The sequence below is a fragment of the Collimonas antrihumi genome (assembly GCF_018304965.1).
Lineage (GTDB): Bacteria > Pseudomonadota > Gammaproteobacteria > Burkholderiales > Burkholderiaceae_D > Collimonas > Collimonas antrihumi.
In genome coordinates this window covers 78764-93399 of the sequence record NZ_JAGQED010000007.1, presented here as the reverse complement: position 1 = coordinate 93399, position 14636 = coordinate 78764, and the positions used below count along the sequence as shown (strand labels likewise).

Below are 14636 nucleotides of genomic sequence, written 5' to 3'. Positions count from 1 at the left end.
ACTGCAATCCCTGGCGGCGGATCCTGAGTCGGATCCGCCGCTGCAACAAACGTGCATTCGTGCGCAGAGAGGTCACCATGAACATGCAATTATTCCACGAGCTCGCTTTCTATCTGATGTACGCCTGTGCCGCCCTGGCGATATTCGTGATTGTCGAACGCGGACTGTTTTTCAACTACACGCTGCGCCAGGCAATCGGCCTGGAAAGAGCCATGACGCACGCCGTGCAGCACGTGCAAGAACTACCAGCCGCCCTGACATCCCGTGCCAGCTTGCCGCTGACGCTGGTGTCCGACATCCTGGCGGAAAAACATCAGCTGACCAGTGACAAGGACCTGGAAGATTTCAGCGAATCGGTGTACATCGCCAACCGCGGCGAAGTGCAGCACCGGTTGTGGATCCTGGATACCATCGTCACCGCAGCTCCCCTGCTCGGCCTGCTCGGCACGATTCTAGGTATCATCGATACTTTCAAAGCACTCGCGGTATCCGGTGTATCCGATCCGGGCCAAGTGTCGCAGGGCATCGGCACCGCTTTGTACGCGACAGCGCTGGGTATCGGCATCGCGGTGGTCGGCATGTTTTTCTTTAATATGTTCCAGGAACGGATCGAACGCATCAACGATCATTTAAAAGTATTGATGCTGCGTGCCTGCGTTGGCCGCGTGATTGAACGCGACATGAAACCGACACCGGCAGAATCCGGCAAATTACATCTCGCCTGACCAGGATTGAAATGCATAAATTGAACAATTCGCTGATCGCATCGGTAGCAATCCTGCTCGGTTGCACCGCCAGCGCCCATGCCGAATTCGGCATCCCCGGTTATGAATTGGTGCACACTGCCCCGGTGGAAACCACGTTGGCAACGCCAGATTTGCGGGAACCGCTGCAAGTCTGGAGCGAGATGTTCGACGCCGCCAGACAGCAGATCGTGCTGGGCCAGTTTTATGTGGCGAGCCAGCCCGGCGCCGCATTCGAGCAGGTGATTGCACGGCTTGCCGCAGCCGGCGCGCGCGGCGTCAAGATCCGTTTCCTGATGGAAGAAAAAGGAAAATTCGCTTCCGATATGCCCACCATCGAGCGGCTCAAACAGATTCCCAATCTGGAATTCCGTTATCTCGATTATTCCAAGCTGACCGGCAACGGCATCATCCACGCGAAATATATGGTGGTCGATGGCAGCTCCGCCTACGTCGGCAGCCAGAATTTCGACTGGCGCTCGTTTGTCCACATTCATGAGACCGGCTTGCGCATCACTGACGCAGTGGTTGTCAGCCAGTTGCAAAATATTTTCGAGCACGACTGGCGTGCGCAGGAACTGATTACGCGGGGCAAGGAAGTACCAAAACTCAATCAAGGCGCGGTGGCAGCCAATGACCGGCAAGCGACATTCCTGGTGGCCAGCCCGAACGCTTTTAACCCGCCCGGCGTCGGCGATTCGGAAACGGAATTACCGAAACTGCTGGCGGCGGCCAAATCCGAAGTCCTGATCCAGTTGCTCGACTACGCACCGTTAAGCTACGGTTCGAAGCGCACACGTCCTTATTACGCGGTAATTGATAATGCGATTCGCGCGGCACTCGCGCGCGGCGTCAAGGTCAAGCTGATGGTGTCGAACTGGAATGCCGAAAAACCGGCGATCGCTTATTTGAAAAGCCTGGCGCTGCTCCCTGGGATGGAAATCCGGATCGTCACACTGCCGCAAGCCAGTACCGGCTTCATTCCTTTCGCCCGCGTAATCCACAGCAAGACCATGGCTATCGATGGCCAACTGGCATGGATCGGGACTAGTAACTGGAGTGGCGGCTATCTGGACAATTCGCGCAACCTGGAAATCGTGCTGCGCAATGAGAAGATGGCGCAACGGATCGCGGAGTTGCACCGGCAGACCTGGGACTCGGCATATGCGCAGCCGATCGATGTGATGAAGGATTACCCCAAACCGGTGAAGGGCAAGGAATAATCCTGTTTGCGCCTGATCTCAGCTAGCTTCAGACAGCGCCGACCACAGCGGTCAACATACTGATAGAACCGATATCGATGCCATCCACCGCAATCGAAATCGTTTCGTCATCCTGCTTGGCGCCGGCGACGTACAACAAAGGCAGATAGTGCTCTGGCGTCGGCACTGACAATTGCGCATCCTGCCCCTGGTCGGCATAGTCGATCACCGATTGCATATCGCCGCTCACCAGGCTCTCGCGGATATGGTCATTGAACCGTTGGGCCCAGCCATGCACCGGCGCGTCTTGGCTGCGGCTCATCAAGCGCAGGTTATGCACCACGTCGCCGCTGCCGATGATCAGCACACCCTGTTCGCGCAATACGGCAAGTTTGCGCCCCAGGTCAAAGTGGAACTGCGCCGGCTGAGTCGCATCGATGCTTAGTTGTATCACCGGTACATCAGCGTTGGGAAAGGCTTTGACCAGCACCGACCAGGTGCCGTGATCGAGTCCCCACGATTGATCCATGGTAACCGCTATCGGCGCCAGCAGATCGCGCACTTGCGCTGCCAGCTGCGGATCGCCCGGCGCCGGATAACGGACATCAAACAGCGCTTGCGAAAAGCCGCCGAAATCGTGGATGGTCTTCGGCTGCGCCATCGCGGTGACGCCGGTGCCGCGCGTGTACCAATGTGCGGACACCGACAGGATCGCTTTCGGCTGCAACCGCGCTGCGCTGGCGCCCAACTGGGCCCATGCGTCAGTGTAGCGATTGTCTTCAAGTGCATTCATCGGGCTGCCGTGACCGAAAAAAATCGCCGGCATGCGGGTGGCATTGGAGCTCATCTTGATCTCTTTCAATAAGCTTGTTTATAAGCTTGTTTATAAGCTTGTTTATAAGCGTGTTTATAAGCGTGTTTCTCAGGTTACTTCTCAGATTACTTGTCGGCCTTGGCCGAGCCCAGCGCAAACGCGCCATTACCCAGCAAGGCAACTGAAATGGCGGTGACCACCATGAATGCCGGATATTCCCAGCCGCCGTCAGGGCTGGTGAAAACCCAGCCGTTGCCGGCATGTACCGATAATGCACCTAATAGTACCGGCAACGAAATTACTGCGGCAATCCGCGCCTGCAGGCCAAGCACCATGGCAATCCCGGTCAGCACTTCAACCGCCACCACAGGATAGACCGACCAGGCCGGAAATCCCTGGCTGGCAAAGAAACCGGCAGCGCCCGGTAAAGTGAAAACGAAAACCTTGAGGTAAGCATGCGCCAAAAGTGCGATGCCTAAGGTAAGTCTAAGCAAAGTGGCGGCGTAAATGCTTGGGTTGCCTGGATTGGTGGTATTCATGATAGTACTTTCGCAAGAAATGGTTAAAAACCAGGAGAATTTGTAGATCCTGTTTGACTATATATTCTTGCAATGGAAAGAAAAATAGAGTTTTATTGAAATACCATTTCCGGAATCCAGAATAATAAGGCGCTGCGATGAATCTGTTCGAAGCCATGAAGGTGTTTGTCAAAGTGACCGAAACCGGCAGCCTGTCGGGCGCGGCACGCATCCTGAACCTGTCGAATCCGTCGGTGACGCGGCATATCGCCGACCTTGAGGAATACTTGGGCGCGCGCCTGTTGAATCGCAGCACGCGCCGCATCAGCCTGACCGATACCGGCAGCGCTTATCTGGAGCGCTGCAAGCAGGTGCTGGCCGATCTCGAACAAGCCACGCTGGCGGCCGGCATGCATGCCGCCAATCCGAGCGGCGTGTTGCGCATCAATGCACCGGTGTCTTTTTCCGTCAATCATCTGGGTGTGCTGCTGCCGCTGTATGCGCAACGCTACCCCAATGTCGAACTGGATGTGACTTTATCGGACCGGATTGTCGATCTGGTCGAGGAAGGTTTCGATCTGGCGATACGCATTGGCAGATTGCAAAATTCCAGCCTGGTGATGCGCAAACTGGCTCCCGCACGTGTGCTGACCTGCGCCGCACCAGCCTATCTTGCGCAGCACGGCATACCGCAGCATCCCGACGACCTGGCCCGGCATACTTGCCTGACCTATGCTTACACGCTACCGGACAATGAATGGCGCCTGCAACGCGACGGCAAGATCCACATGGTACGCATCAGCGGCGGCTTGCATTGCAATAACGGCGATCTGCTGCTGGCGGCGGCGGTTGCCGGCATGGGCGTCATACGGCAACCGACCTTCATCATCGGCGATGCGATCCGCGACGGCCGCCTGGTGCCGATCCTGACTGACTATCATGGCGATGCGCTGGCGATTCATGCGGTGTATCCGAGCCGTCAGCACTTGTCGGCCAAGGTGCGCACCTTTGTCGATTTCCTGGCGCAGCAATTCGGCGAAATGCCAGCTTGGGACCGGGCTCTGCCAATATGAATAAAGGCCGCATTTGCGGCCTTTGCTTTATTGTTTCCCTGCCCTACTTTTTATTCTTGGGCGCGGTAGCTTTGGCCACTTGCTCACTCGCGTTGTTCAGATTGGCTTCCAAGGTCGCCACGGCTTGCTTGGCGTTCTTGGTCAGCTGTTCATAACCTGCGTTGGCATTGCTGATCACCGATTTCAAGATCGAGATCGCGTTTTCCGAACCGGCTGGCGCGTTCTTGCTGACTTCTTCTATCAAGGCATTGATCCGGCGGCTGGTTTCTGCGACTTGTGCTTCTGCCGCACGGGTGTATTCAGCCTGGGTGCCGGATGCGATACCGGCCAGGTGACGGCCGTAGGCTGCTGCCTTTTCGGCCTGCGGCTTGGCTTGCGCGGCCGAGATGTTAAGGAATTCCTGCGGGTCTTTGGCGCTCAGCAATTGCTTGGTAGCCTCACCTGATTCTCCCATTGAAGACTTGGCGGCATTGAGATTGAGTTCGATGACTTTTTCAACACCCTCGAAAGTTTTTGCGGTCAGGGTATTGAGCAATGCCAACTGGGCTTCAAAATGTGCTTTGGTTGCTTCGGCAAACTTTTCATGAAACGAAAACATGGCCTTCTCCTGTGTGAACAAATCATCTATTGCTATCAACATGGCAATATTGCACATTCTACAAGCAAAATGTACCTCTGCCTCCCGCCAAATCTGACAATATTCTAACTATCTGCTGCTGCACAAACCTTCCTGGCTTTCGGCTTGCCGCCATGACCTGTACGGCAAGCGCGGTAGGCAACAAGCGTACTTTCAAACAGCTGGCGCGCCTGCGGTACCGGCAGTTTCGCCATCCGTTCGGCCAGCTTGCGGCCGACCTGGAAATGCTGGTAATCGACAGGTTTTTTCCAATCGCCCCCCCAAATCAGAAAGCCATGCTGCGCGAATAGTTCCACAATTTGTTCACTGCTTCCAGGCCGGCTTGCGACCCGTTTGCCATATGCCTGACCCGCAGGCGGGCTGTAATTCAGCCGACCTTGAGGATCGCGCAGCACAAACGGATTTTGCAAAGGATTAATATCGATCGCCAAACCGTAGGCATGCAGGGACACTGCGCCGCCGCCGGTAATCGGCCGATCGTTAAAGGCCGAGGTATTATTTTCCGCCATCGATGCGTCGTCGTTGCCTTGATAATGCTCCATCAGGCGGGCCTGCGCAAGCGGGAAACGACGCTTGAAAAGTTCGTCGAACAGCGCTTTCACCTGCGGCGCAACTGCGGCCATCACCATGATCTCGCCGTTGTCGTGAGGTACCTGCTCAAAGTCGACATACGAGAAACGCACTATTTGCAGCTGCGGACAATCGACCGGCGCGCCGGACTGCAGCACGTGCTGCTTTACGATCGCGCATTGTCCGGCATCAAGCCCGGAAACGCCGGATTGTGCATGCGCATGCTGCACCGGGCCGGTCAGCAGCAGAAATACCGGCAGCACCAGCAGCATGGGCAGACGCAACACAGCGGCAGGAATGGACAGCGGCGCCATCGGCATCAGCTCACCGGTGGCATGACCAGTTCATGCACCACCAGGCCGGCGTCGGAATTGCCAAAGGTCTCGCCGTTGGCCCGGATCCGCTCGCCAGCCTGCATGGCATCTTCGTAGCCTTGTTCCCAACGCCATTCGATCGAGCCGCGCGAAAAATTGATGTCCTTGGATGGCATGTTCCAGTCGTGGCCGCTGTAACGCAGGCGCACGATGTGAATCGTGCTGTTGTCGTTCAAGCCCGCGAACTCTTTGAGGTCGGCCTTGCTGCGCAACGCCGGCGGCAGCTTGTCATACAGCGCTTTCGCGGCTCGCCGCAGTTGATACATGCGCAAATAATTTTCGATATGACGCTCTGAACGTGAAGCAAAGGTCACGTCTTTCTGACGATTGGTGATCTGGTCCAGGGTCTCCGGTTCAGGACCGTTTGCACGCCACAAATCCACCATGACACACAGTGTGTTGCCATCGGCATCGGTCTTGGATTCATCGTCCAGCACCACCTCCAGCGGCGTATTCGAATACAGACCGCCGTCCCAATACAGATCGCCGTCTATCCGTACCGGCGCAAAACCGGGCGGCAAGGCGCCGCTGGCCATGATGTGCTCAACCCCGATCGGCCGCTCCAGGGAATCGAAATTGACCAGGCTACCGCAAGCCACCTTCATCGCGCTGACTGTCAGGCGCATGCCGCCGGGAGCATTCAGATATTTGAAATCGACCAGGCGTCCCAGCGTTTCAGCCAGCGGGGTGGTATCGTAAAAACTGGCTTTCTCTGGCGGCACCGGCCAGCCCAGCATGAAGGGATTCGGCGAGCGCGGGGAGAAAAATCCCGGCACGCCACGGGTGGTGACGTCGTTCGTAGTCCACCAGGTGTTGAAATGGCGTGCGCTATCGCTGACTTTACTCATATCCATCAGGTCGCCATGGCCGACCAGCTCCCAGAACTCCTTGAGCCGCGACAAGCGCAGATCGCGTTCATTACCGGCGATGATGGCGGCGTTGATGGCGCCGATCGAAGTGCCCACCACCCAGTCCGGTGTCAGGCCGTTCTCGTGCATCGCATGATAAACCCCGGCTTGATACGCCCCCAGCGCGCCCCCGCCCTGCAACACCAGCGCCACCCGCGGAGTGACGGACTCGGCTTTGGTTTTGGTGCGGATGTTTACTTTGGAAGTGGTCTTATTGCTCATTTGATACCCATCTTGTATTGGGAAGAGCAACCATATTAACCGATCGCGCCAAGCGGCAACGTCGGCTGCGCATATGTCATCAAGCCGTCATCGAGTGGTCACCGGGCAGTCATCAAGCCTCCATAAACAGTAACGATTCTCATTTGTGTTATAGTAAGCCCGCCTTAAATGTAACAATTTGTTACTGGCAATAAACCACCATTTCCATCATCAAAAGAGGAGTTTTCCATGCTTTTGCGCTCTATCATCGCCAGCGCCATTCTGGCCGCCAGTTCAGCCACTGCCGTCGCGCAGGATCAAGTGCTGAACCTGTATTCCGCACGCCATTATCAAACCGACGAAGCGCTGTATGGCAACTTCACCAAAACCACCGGCATCAAGATCAACCGTGTCGACGGTGACGACGCCGGCACCATCGCCCGTCTGAAAAGCGAAGGCGCTGCCAGCCCGGCAGACGTGATTTTGCTGGTGGATGCGGCGCGTTTGTGGCGGGCAGAAAACGACGGCTTGTTCCAGCCGGTGAAATCGGCAATCCTCGAAGAACGCATTCCGGTCAACCTGCGCGGCAAGGATGACGGCAAGGGATCGCAATGGTTTGGCTTTTCGACCCGCGCTCGCGTGATCGTCTACAACAAGCAAAATATCCAGCCGCAAGATGTCGAAACCTACGAAGCGTTGGCCGATCCGAAGAACAAAGGCAAGCTGTGCACCCGTTCCGGTTCGCATCCTTACAATGTGTCGCTGTTCGGTTCCTTGCTGGAGCATCACGGCGAAGCCAAGACCGAAGCGCTTCTGAAAGGCTATGTTGCCAACCAGGCGCGCTCTCCGGTCGGTGGCGATACCGATCAGATCAAGGCGGTCGCCTCCGGCGAATGCGGCGTGGCGATTTCGAATTCCTACTACGTTGCGCGACTGATGAAATCGAGCAAACCGGACGATATCGAAGTGATGAAGAAGGTCGGCGTGATCTGGCCTAACCAGAAAACCACCGGCACCCACGTGAATATCGCCGGCGCCGGCGTCGCCAAGCATGCGCCGCATCGTGAAGCGGCGGTCAAGTTCCTGGAGTACCTGTCCAGCGACGATGCCCAGCGCTATTTCGCCGAAGGCAATAATGAATCGCCGGCAGTCAAAGGTGTCAAGAGCGGCAATCCGGCATTGGATGCGCTCGGCCCTTATAAGGCAGAAGTGATCGACGTCTCGGCAGTTGGCCGCAACCAGCAGAAGGTGCAGCAATTGCTGGACCGCGCCGGCTACAAATAAGGCACTAAGGAGATACAAAGACTGGAACATCAATAAGGTTGACGCGCGCTGCGTCGGCCTTTTTTCCTATCCGCGAACGGTCTATTTTTTCCTGATCATGTAGATCGCCAGGCCTACCAGCAGTACCACGCTAAACTCCAAACCGACCACAATATATTGCGCCATGATGATTATCTATTCAAAAAGTCATGCAATTGATAAGGGAAAGGTCACTACGTGACTTACATCCAGTTTGATGCCGATCCACTCGTCGATCGCATGATCGTGATGGGACGGCACTAATGCCAGAAACTCCTGGCCGCTCGCCAGTTGCAGCGTGTATAAGAATTCCGCGCCGCGGAAAGACTTGCGCTTGATCCGCGCCTTGAACGGGGAAGCATCGTCATGCACGATATCATCCGCACGCAGCAATACGTCAAACGGATCGCGCCCATGAACCTGGAGCGCCTGCAACACCGTCGCGCTGATATCCTGCAGATCGCCCAATATCGTCGATACCGCCAGCCGGCCGCCGCTGTCGACCAGGCGGCCCGGCACCAACACCCCGTGGCCGATGAAATCGGCGACAAAGCGTGTCGCCGGACGGTGATACAAATCGTAAGGCGTCGCCCATTGCTGCAGATGGCCGTGCTGCATTACACCGACCACATCGCCGATGGCGAAGGCTTCCAGCTGATCGTGGGTCACCATCAGCGCCGTAATGCCGGCCTGCTTCAGAATCTGCCGCACGTCTTGCGCCAGACGCTCGCGCAACTCGATGTCCAGGCTGGAAAAAGGCTCATCGAGCAGCAGCAAACGCGGCTCCGGCGCCAGAGCCCGCGCCAAGGCCACCCGTTGTTGCTGGCCGCCCGACAATTGATGCGGATATTTTTCCTGCGCACCTTCCAGGCCGACCAGGGCCAGCATTTCTTCAACCCGCCGCACGCGTTGCTGGCGCGGCATGTTATGCAAACCGAAGCCGACGTTGCCCGCAATGTTCAGGTGCGGGAACAAGGCAAAATCCTGGAACACCATGCCGATGCGGCGCTGTTCGGCATCGACCCTGGTTTGCGGTCCATCCAGCACGACCTGGTCCAGGGCGATCGTGCCGCTCTGCGGTTGTTCCAGGCCCGCAATCGAACGCAGCAAGGTGGTCTTGCCGCTGCCCGAGGGGCCGATCAGCACGCCGAGCTGGCCGGCCGCAAGCTGCAGCGATACGGCCCGCACCGCCGGCGCCGGCGCGCCTGGATAACTGACATTGATTTGATCGAGAGTAAGGAACATGGGGATAGAGTGCAAGGTGCTGGTTACAATTCGGCTGGCTCGGGATGAACGCTTGCCTGCCGTTCAAGTCGAAGTTCTCTAACTAGTTTACAGCACTCTCATTTAAATCCAGCATTTCCCTTCTTCCGTACACATGCCACTGATAGCCCTAATCGCACTGTTGATCGCTGTTCCCATACTCGGTATCGTTGTCGCCTGGCTGCAACTGGATGCCGCGGCGCTTGATCTGCTCTCGCAACAGATGCAGACGGTGTTGCCGGCTTACCTGGGCACATCCGCCTGGCTGGCGCTGGCGGTTACTATCGGCGTCGTGGTGGTCGGCGCCGCCACCGCGGTCACGGTCAGCCTGTTCGAATTCCGCGGCCGTCGTTTTTTCCAGTGGGCGCTATTGCTGCCAATGGCGATGCCGGCCTATGTCTCGGCCTACGCCTATACCGATTTCCTGCAATACAGCGGCTTGCTGCAAAGTAGTTTGCGCCAACTCATCCCGGGCTTGCGGCTGCCGGAAATACGCAGCCTGCCCGGCGCTATCTTCCTGTTCATTTTTACGCTTTATCCCTACACCTACCTGCTGGCGCGCAATGCCTTGAACGAACGCGGAGTGCATCTGATGGAAGCCGCGCGCCTGCTCGGCACGCCTTTAGCTGCACGCATCCGTCGCGTGGCGTTGCCGCTGGCGCGGCCGGCACTGATGGCCGGCGCTGCGCTGGCGTTGATGGAAACGCTGGCCGATTATGGCGTTGGCGCCTACTTTGGCTTGAGCACTTTCACCACTGGCATCTACAAGGCGTGGCTGGTCATGGACAGTCACATGGCGGCGGCGCAACTGGCATCTGTATTGCTGGCTATCGTCGCACTGTTGCTGTGGGTCGAACGCAAGGGCCAGCAGCGCCTGCGCTTTTCCAGCGTGCGCGGACAACGCAGCGATGCGCAGGAAACCCGGCTCACTGCCTTGCGCGGCGGCCAGCGCCTGCTGGCATGGCTGATCTGCGGCTTGCCGATCGTACTCGGCTTCATCTTGCCGGTACTGATCCTGCTGCGTTTGATGTGGAGCGAATTCCTGCATCAAAGCGACGATCCTTACCTGAATCAGGGCGTCGATCTGCTGCGTTATGCTGGCTGGGCCTGGAACAGTTTCCGCTTCGGCGCCATCGCCGCAATACTGGCGGTAGCGGTTGCGCTGGCGCTCAGCTATGTGCAACGAACGCGTCATCTGCCACCAGTCAAACTTTGGATACTGCGCCTGGTGACACGCATGGCGGCTATGGGCTATGCCGTGCCCGGCTCCGTGATCGCGGTGGGCATCCTGCTGCCGTTGGCGTGGCTGCAAGCGATTGCGCCACAAAACCAGGTCGGGATTCTGGTGACGGCCACTTCGCTCGGTATCTTGTACGCCTACCTGGTGCGCTTTAGCGCGGTTGCGGTGCAATCGATCGAGGCTGGCTACGCCCGCATCCCGGCTACTCTGGATGAAGCGGCGCGCACCCTCGGCAGCAGCGGCTGGCGCATCGCCCGCATCCTGCATGCACCGCTGTTGTGGCGCTCGATGGCGACCGCGTTCCTGATGGTGTTCGTGGATGTCGTCAAGGAGTTGCCTGCCACCCTGTTGTTAAGGCCGTTCAACACCGACACCTTGGCGGTGATCGCCCACAATCTGGCGCGCGACGAGCGGCTTGGTGAAGCGGCACTGCCGGCACTGACCATTGTTGCGGTGGGACTGATCCCGGTATTGTTGGTAACTAAAGCATTAATCCGGCGCGAATAGGAAACGTCTTAAAAACACCCGCGAAATTCCCCGCACTTGTCAAAACAATCATAAGCAATGTATTATTTAAAACTTAATATTGTCTTTTTAATAATCACATCTTTAAGGAAAATAATGCATCGCCGAATTCTACTTGCCTTGACCGTAACCGGCCTCTTCGCCTCCACCGTACACGCGAACAGTCTTGACAATGCCTACGTATCCGTCAAGGCTCTCAGTGCGCAGCAGTCCCTTACGAATCTACAGCCGTATAGCGTCCGTGCACAACAAATGCTCTCCGGACCAGGCACCGATCGCAGCGGTGGCGGTTCTATCGCTCTGGGTTATGCGTTGCCAGACAACTGGCGCGTCGAAGCGGAATACACGACTCCGCAAAAATCACAATTCAACAGCTTCTGGTCGCCTTTCAGCGCAAACGTCCAGCACATGGAAACCTCGTCGCAACGTTTGATGATCAACGGCTACAAGGATTTCCCTCTGAACAACCAGGTATCGCTGTACGGCACGGTTGGCGCTGGTCTGGCAATGATCAAGGCCGATGGTTTCCAAGGTAATCCGGGACGCCCGTTCGACCGGAAATCACAAACCAACTTTGCCTACGGCCTTGGTTTGGGTGCCGATTATCATGTGAATAAAACTGTCACGCTCGGCGTCGGCTATCGCTATGTCAACCTGGGCAATATCAAGACCGGCTACAACAACTTCCAAAATGTAGCATTTGCCCGCGATGAACAGCTGAACGGCAAATTGAGCCAACGAGATCTGTTCCTGGAGCTGCGTGCCCGTTTTTAATTTCCTTATCGGCTGAGCAATCAGATTTCCAATTTCGCTGCAAAGCGAAATTGCTGATTGGCCGGCCTGCAGAGATTGGGGCGTAAAATGGCGCATTCTGCAGTTTCCGCCGCCAATCTTTCCGCTAGCCAATTATGACCATCTTGCTGTCCACGCTCAACGCGCGTTACTCCCACGCTTCTCTCGGGCTGCGCTATTTGCAAGCGAACATGGGCGATCTGCGTGACGCCACGCAGCTACATGAATTTGTCATCGGCGCCAAAACCACCGATATCGTCGAAAAACTGCTGGCGCACAAGGCCAGCACCGGCACTACCATTGTCGGCTTCGGCGTGTATATCTGGAATATCGAGGAAACCACCAAGGTGGTGGCGATGCTGAAACGGGTGGCGCCGGACATGGTGATCGTCCTGGGCGGACCGGAAGTATCCTACGAATCTGCAGAACAACAAATCGTCCAGCTCGCCGATTACCTGGTGACCGGCTGGGGCGACGTTACCTTGCCGCAGTTATGCCGGCAGATCCTGCATGGCCCGAAGCCGCTGATGAAAATCCATGTCGGCGTACAGCCGCCGATGGCTGATATCGTCTTGCCATATAGCTTGTACAGCGACCATGACATCGCCCATCGCACCTTGTATGTGGAAGCCTCGCGCGGCTGTCCGTTCAAATGCGAATTCTGTTTGTCGGCGCTGGACAAGACTGCATGGCCTTTCGCCCTCGATAATTTCCTGGCTGAGATGGAATCGCTGTATGCGCGCGGCGCGCGGCTGTTCAAATTCGTCGACCGCACATTCAACCTGAACGTCAAGACCAGCCTCAAGATTCTGCAATTCTTTCTCGACAAACTGGCCGCCAATCCCGACGATCCGGTGTTTGCCCACTTCGAGCTGGTGCCGGATCATTTGCCGGATGCCTTGAAGGAATCGATCGCGCAATTCCCGCCCGGCGCGCTGCAATTCGAAATCGGTATCCAGAGTTTCAATCCGGAAGTGCAGGCGCTGGTCAGCCGCAAGCAAAACAATGAAAAAGCCGCAGAGAACATTCGCTGGCTGATTCAGCAATCGCAGGCGCATCTGCATGTCGACCTGATCGCCGGCCTGCCGGGTGAAGATGTCGCCAGTTTCGCCCGTGGCTTCGATCGCCTGGTGGAACTGCAGCCGCATGAAATCCAGTTCGGCATCCTCAAGCGCCTGCGCGGTACGCCGATCATTCGCCATACCGAACCCTACGGCCTGATCTTCGATCCGCATCCGCCCTATACCATCCTGGCGACCAGCAAGATCGATTTCCCGACCATGCAACGCCTGCAACGGTTCTCGCGTTACTGGGACCTGGTGGCCAATTCAGGCCGCTTCGCCCACACGCTGCCGATCTTGCTGGGCGAGACGCCGTTCGATAATTTCATGGCGTTTTCCGACTGGCTATACGGCAAGACCGATGCCACCCATCGGATCGCTCTGGATCGGCTGGCGGGCCTGGTCGGCCAGTGGCTGCGCTTGCAGGGAATGAGCGAGAGTGCGGTCAACGCCGTGCTCAGCACCGACTATGCAGGCAAAGCGCCCAAGCAAACGGAGTTACCGCAGCTCGCGGTCAAACCTGAAGGTCTGGTTGCACCTAAGCGCCAGGCACGGCATCTAGCCCATTGATTGGTTGGTAACGTTGCTGGTGCTGACATCCAGCATGGTTTGGCGCCACGCGCCGATCAGTTGCTGCGCAACGCTGCCCATGGAGGCCAGCGCGACGCTGCTGCTGTGATTGATGATCATCAACGCATATACGTCGGCCAGCGCATTGACCTCGGGTGACAATGCGCATTCTTCCCCTACCGCAGGCCGTTGCAGGCGCCAGTAATTAATCGCTTGTTCCAGTTCGGGCATTGAGATATTCATGGGCTTTGGCGATATCAAATAAACTCTTTTCCGTCTAGCCGACCCCGTCTAGGCGACCCCGTCTAGGCGACCCCGTCATTCCCGCGCACGCGGGAATCCATATTATTTGCCATTTAATATCGTAATTTGGATCCTCGCGTTCGCGGGAGATGACGGCATTTTTTTAGAGTGTACCTGTATTTTACCTGCCATACGACCATCATCTCCTCAAAAGACCACGCCAGCCACCAGGATGATGTTGGCGTAAGGCGTGAACTCGCCGGTGCGGATAACGGCTTTGGCGCTCTGCGTCATACGCTTGAAATCGGCATGCGACAACGTGCGTTTGTCGGCGAGACCAAGTGCGTCGATCTGTTGCGCCAGTTGCGGGCTGTGCAGCGGCAACTCGTCGGCCAGCACATGATGTTCAACCTGCATTTCAGTCAATACCGTTTGCAAGGTCACGATGAAGCCGGGCACCCCGCGCGTCAACGCCAGATCGATCAGCGGCACGCCGGGCGGCACCGGCAAACCGGCATCGCCTATCACGATACTTTCGCCGTGGCCGAGCGATGCAATCAGTTGCGACAGAGCGATATTCAATAGCGGGCTTTTTTTCAT

General features: G+C 57.0%; 15 protein-coding genes. 7 read left to right on the top strand and 8 right to left on the bottom strand.

Features of this window, described 5'->3' with window-relative positions; genetic code table 11:
- The first annotated feature begins 77 nt into the window (after positions 1-77).
- The gene (locus KHU29_RS08895) at positions 78-725 is read left to right on the top strand and encodes a MotA/TolQ/ExbB proton channel family protein (protein WP_211452451.1); all 648 of its coding nucleotides are present in this window, start codon (positions 78-80) and stop codon (positions 723-725) included.
- Positions 726-736: 11 nt separating this feature from the next.
- On the top strand, positions 737-1966 hold the full coding sequence (locus KHU29_RS08890) for a phospholipase D-like domain-containing protein (protein WP_211452450.1): 1230 nt from the start codon (positions 737-739) through the stop codon (positions 1964-1966).
- A 28-nt stretch (positions 1967-1994) separates the two neighbouring features.
- Here the strand turns inward: KHU29_RS08890 and ygiD are convergent, their stop codons facing one another.
- Positions 1995-2792, bottom strand: a complete 798-nt coding sequence (gene ygiD, locus KHU29_RS08885) for a 4,5-DOPA-extradiol-dioxygenase (RefSeq protein WP_211452449.1) — start codon at positions 2790-2792, stop codon at positions 1995-1997.
- A gap of 92 nt (positions 2793-2884) precedes the next feature.
- Entirely contained in the window at positions 2885-3298 is a 414-nt protein-coding gene (locus KHU29_RS08880; protein WP_211452448.1) for a DoxX family protein, read from the bottom strand.
- Between the two features lie 137 nt (positions 3299-3435).
- Between KHU29_RS08880 and KHU29_RS08875 the strand changes: the two genes are divergently transcribed.
- Positions 3436-4350 carry a LysR family transcriptional regulator gene (locus tag KHU29_RS08875; protein ID WP_211452447.1) on the top strand — a complete coding sequence of 305 codons (915 nt, stop codon included), beginning with the start codon at positions 3436-3438 and terminating at the stop codon, positions 4348-4350.
- Positions 4351-4393: 43 nt separating this feature from the next.
- Here the strand turns inward: KHU29_RS08875 and phaP are convergent, their stop codons facing one another.
- From phaP to KHU29_RS08860, 3 genes are all read right to left on the bottom strand, one after another.
- Positions 4394-4948: a TIGR01841 family phasin gene (phaP, locus tag KHU29_RS08870; RefSeq protein ID WP_211452446.1), complete on the bottom strand. Its 555-nt coding sequence runs from the start codon at positions 4946-4948 to the stop codon at positions 4394-4396.
- 104 nt (positions 4949-5052) lie between these two features.
- The gene (locus KHU29_RS08865; protein WP_246541725.1) at positions 5053-5871 is read right to left on the bottom strand and encodes a M15 family metallopeptidase; all 819 of its coding nucleotides are present in this window, start codon (positions 5869-5871) and stop codon (positions 5053-5055) included.
- Between the two features lie 5 nt (positions 5872-5876).
- Positions 5877-7061 (bottom strand): patatin-like phospholipase family protein, encoded by a 1185-nt coding sequence (locus KHU29_RS08860; protein ID WP_211452445.1) that lies wholly within the window; start codon positions 7059-7061, stop codon positions 5877-5879.
- A 228-nt stretch (positions 7062-7289) separates the two neighbouring features.
- On the opposite strand from KHU29_RS08860, the gene KHU29_RS08855 reads away from it, so the two are divergent.
- Positions 7290-8324, top strand: a complete 1035-nt coding sequence (locus KHU29_RS08855; protein WP_211452444.1) for a Fe(3+) ABC transporter substrate-binding protein — start codon at positions 7290-7292, stop codon at positions 8322-8324.
- Between the two features lie 186 nt (positions 8325-8510).
- Here KHU29_RS08855 and KHU29_RS08850 read toward each other — a convergent pair whose 3' ends face one another.
- On the bottom strand, positions 8511-9587 hold the full coding sequence (locus tag KHU29_RS08850; protein WP_211452443.1) for an ABC transporter ATP-binding protein: 1077 nt from the start codon (positions 9585-9587) through the stop codon (positions 8511-8513).
- 133 nt (positions 9588-9720) lie between these two features.
- On the opposite strand from KHU29_RS08850, the gene KHU29_RS08845 reads away from it, so the two are divergent.
- From KHU29_RS08845 to KHU29_RS08835, 3 genes are all read left to right on the top strand, one after another.
- On the top strand, positions 9721-11352 hold the full coding sequence (locus tag KHU29_RS08845; protein WP_211452442.1) for an ABC transporter permease: 1632 nt from the start codon (positions 9721-9723) through the stop codon (positions 11350-11352).
- Between the two features lie 114 nt (positions 11353-11466).
- On the top strand, positions 11467-12144 hold the full coding sequence (locus KHU29_RS08840) for an outer membrane protein (protein WP_211452441.1): 678 nt from the start codon (positions 11467-11469) through the stop codon (positions 12142-12144).
- 134 nt (positions 12145-12278) lie between these two features.
- Entirely contained in the window at positions 12279-13793 is a 1515-nt protein-coding gene (locus KHU29_RS08835) for a B12-binding domain-containing radical SAM protein (protein WP_211452440.1), read from the top strand.
- On the opposite strand, the gene KHU29_RS08830 is transcribed toward KHU29_RS08835, so the two are convergent.
- Both KHU29_RS08830 and rbsD read right to left on the bottom strand, forming a co-directional pair.
- Positions 13782-14036 carry a DUF3717 domain-containing protein gene (locus KHU29_RS08830; protein WP_211452439.1) on the bottom strand — a complete coding sequence of 85 codons (255 nt, stop codon included), beginning with the start codon at positions 14034-14036 and terminating at the stop codon, positions 13782-13784. The genes KHU29_RS08835 and KHU29_RS08830 overlap by 12 nt on opposite strands.
- 207 nt (positions 14037-14243) lie before the next feature.
- Positions 14244-14636: a D-ribose pyranase gene (gene rbsD, locus KHU29_RS08825; RefSeq protein ID WP_211452438.1), complete on the bottom strand. Its 393-nt coding sequence runs from the start codon at positions 14634-14636 to the stop codon at positions 14244-14246.

Excerpts from the sequence above, each read along its gene's own strand:
- rbsD (WP_211452438.1), bottom strand. The coding sequence starts at position 14,636 with ATGAAAAAAAGCCCGCTATTGAATATCGCTCTGTCGCAACTGATTGCA.
- KHU29_RS08860 (WP_211452445.1), bottom strand. The coding sequence starts at position 7,061 with ATGAGCAATAAGACCACTTCCAAAGTAAACATCCGCACCAAAACCAAA.
- KHU29_RS08895 (WP_211452451.1), top strand. The coding sequence starts at position 78 with ATGAACATGCAATTATTCCACGAGCTCGCTTTCTATCTGATGTACGCC.
- KHU29_RS08835 (WP_211452440.1), top strand. The coding sequence starts at position 12,279 with ATGACCATCTTGCTGTCCACGCTCAACGCGCGTTACTCCCACGCTTCT.
- KHU29_RS08830 (WP_211452439.1), bottom strand. The coding sequence starts at position 14,036 with ATGAATATCTCAATGCCCGAACTGGAACAAGCGATTAATTACTGGCGC.
- KHU29_RS08855 (WP_211452444.1), top strand. The coding sequence starts at position 7,290 with ATGCTTTTGCGCTCTATCATCGCCAGCGCCATTCTGGCCGCCAGTTCA.
- ygiD (WP_211452449.1), bottom strand. The coding sequence starts at position 2,792 with ATGAGCTCCAATGCCACCCGCATGCCGGCGATTTTTTTCGGTCACGGC.
- KHU29_RS08880 (WP_211452448.1), bottom strand. The coding sequence starts at position 3,298 with ATGAATACCACCAATCCAGGCAACCCAAGCATTTACGCCGCCACTTTG.
- KHU29_RS08840 (WP_211452441.1), top strand. The coding sequence starts at position 11,467 with ATGCATCGCCGAATTCTACTTGCCTTGACCGTAACCGGCCTCTTCGCC.
- KHU29_RS08865 (WP_246541725.1), bottom strand. The coding sequence starts at position 5,871 with ATGGCGCCGCTGTCCATTCCTGCCGCTGTGTTGCGTCTGCCCATGCTG.
- KHU29_RS08850 (WP_211452443.1), bottom strand. The coding sequence starts at position 9,587 with ATGTTCCTTACTCTCGATCAAATCAATGTCAGTTATCCAGGCGCGCCG.
- KHU29_RS08845 (WP_211452442.1), top strand. The coding sequence starts at position 9,721 with ATGCCACTGATAGCCCTAATCGCACTGTTGATCGCTGTTCCCATACTC.
- KHU29_RS08875 (WP_211452447.1), top strand. The coding sequence starts at position 3,436 with ATGAATCTGTTCGAAGCCATGAAGGTGTTTGTCAAAGTGACCGAAACC.
- phaP (WP_211452446.1), bottom strand. The coding sequence starts at position 4,948 with ATGTTTTCGTTTCATGAAAAGTTTGCCGAAGCAACCAAAGCACATTTT.
- KHU29_RS08890 (WP_211452450.1), top strand. The coding sequence starts at position 737 with ATGCATAAATTGAACAATTCGCTGATCGCATCGGTAGCAATCCTGCTC.